Here is a 1,345-nt window from a genome sequence, read left to right as displayed (position 1 = left end):
AGCAAAATGTCACGGTTCCTCGGAATGCAGGCGAATGGTTTGGTTTTCCCAGGTTCACCACCAGGTGAACCGGTTCATCTGATTCACATGCAAAAGGGTTCGGCCCCAGCGCAGGTCTAGGCTTCACTGACGTTGAATCAGGGCTGAATAGCTCTACCATCAGACGGGAAAAGAGTCAGTACGTGACGCCCAATGATTGAAACTCATTGCCCCTGTTTTTGCGTATCACGCTTCCGCAGCGCCATTAGCCGTGCGTTCAGCACGATATCCTTCGTCATTCTGGCCCGCATCGACCAGCCAACGATTTTACGGGAAAACAGGTCGACCACCACCGCACGATAAAACCAGCCTTCATGCGTTCTGATGTACGTTATATCTGTCACCGAGCCATCGGGTTAAATTGCCGCTGGAGCTTGTTGGGTGTCACAATGTTTGCTTCACCTTTGTACGATCTTGGACTGCGATAACCGACTTGAGCCTTTATAACGCCTGGCTTGCGACGGGGACCACTCTGCTGTTCGTGACCCATGATGTGGAGGAGGCATTGTTTCTTGTCGATCGCATTCTGATCATGTCGGCAAAAACCCAGTAAAATCGTTGAGGAGATAACACTCGCTTTTACCCGAGAACGAAATATTGAAACCTTAGCCGAACATCCCCCCCTACTACGCCAAGATCAATGTCTGGTGCACTTTATCGTTGGCGTTCTCGCCGAACTGAATGCCCTTATAAAAATATAAGGGCATGACATGCGTGAAATATTCCCTGGGTGGCGATTAATATCAGAAACCGAGTGCCTGACCGTCCCGTCGGCTATCGCTGGCAGCAACATAGCCGTGATTTGGGTCATTTGATAGACGCCAGATAAACTGTCCAGCGCCGAAATCCATATAGGGATCGTCAACAGCCTTTAACGTGTGGCCTCGTGACTGTAATTGCTGTGCTACGGCTGGATCAAAACGGGTTTCCAGATCGAGGGTAAAATCCCGGTTAACCTTCCAGCGCGGGGCATCGCAGGCGGCCTGAGGTTGCTGATGGAAATCCAGCATTCTGACCACCGTCTGCACATGACCTTGAGGCTGCATATCCCCCCCCATCACGCCGAAACTCATTTGTGGCTGACCATCCTTGGTGAGAAACGCGGGGATAATGGTGTGGAAAGGTCGTTTACCGGGCGTCACCACATTGGCGGATTTTGGGTCACTGGAAAATCCTGCACCTCGGTTTTGCAAGCTGATGCCATATCCCGGTACCACCACACCAGAACCAAACCCCATATAGTTGGATTGAATAAATGACACCATCATGCCGCTTTCATCAGCGGTCGTCAGGTATACCGTGCCGC

At 51.3% G+C, this 1,345-nt stretch carries 1 protein-coding gene and 2 pseudogenes; 1 reads left to right on the top strand and 2 read right to left on the bottom strand.

From position 1 onward, the window contains the following. Positions 1-227: 227 nt before the first annotated feature. Positions 228-484: pseudogene (locus J5224_RS27970) on the bottom strand (DDE-type integrase/transposase/recombinase); the annotation flags it as partial. On the opposite strand from J5224_RS27970, the pseudogene J5224_RS27965 reads away from it, so the two are divergent. Next, positions 479-740: pseudogene (locus J5224_RS27965) on the top strand (hypothetical protein); the annotation flags it as partial. The pseudogenes J5224_RS27970 and J5224_RS27965 overlap by 6 nt on opposite strands. A gap of 42 nt (positions 741-782) precedes the next feature. Here the strand turns inward: J5224_RS27965 and J5224_RS27960 are convergent. Continuing rightward, the coding region (locus tag J5224_RS27960; RefSeq protein WP_264628384.1) for a gamma-glutamyltransferase at positions 783-1,345 on the bottom strand (563 nt) is incomplete at its 5' end.

The organism is Candidatus Symbiopectobacterium sp. NZEC135 (assembly GCF_025962695.1).
Note: the sequence above shows the minus strand (reverse complement) of the source record. Positions and strands in the feature narration are given on the sequence as shown.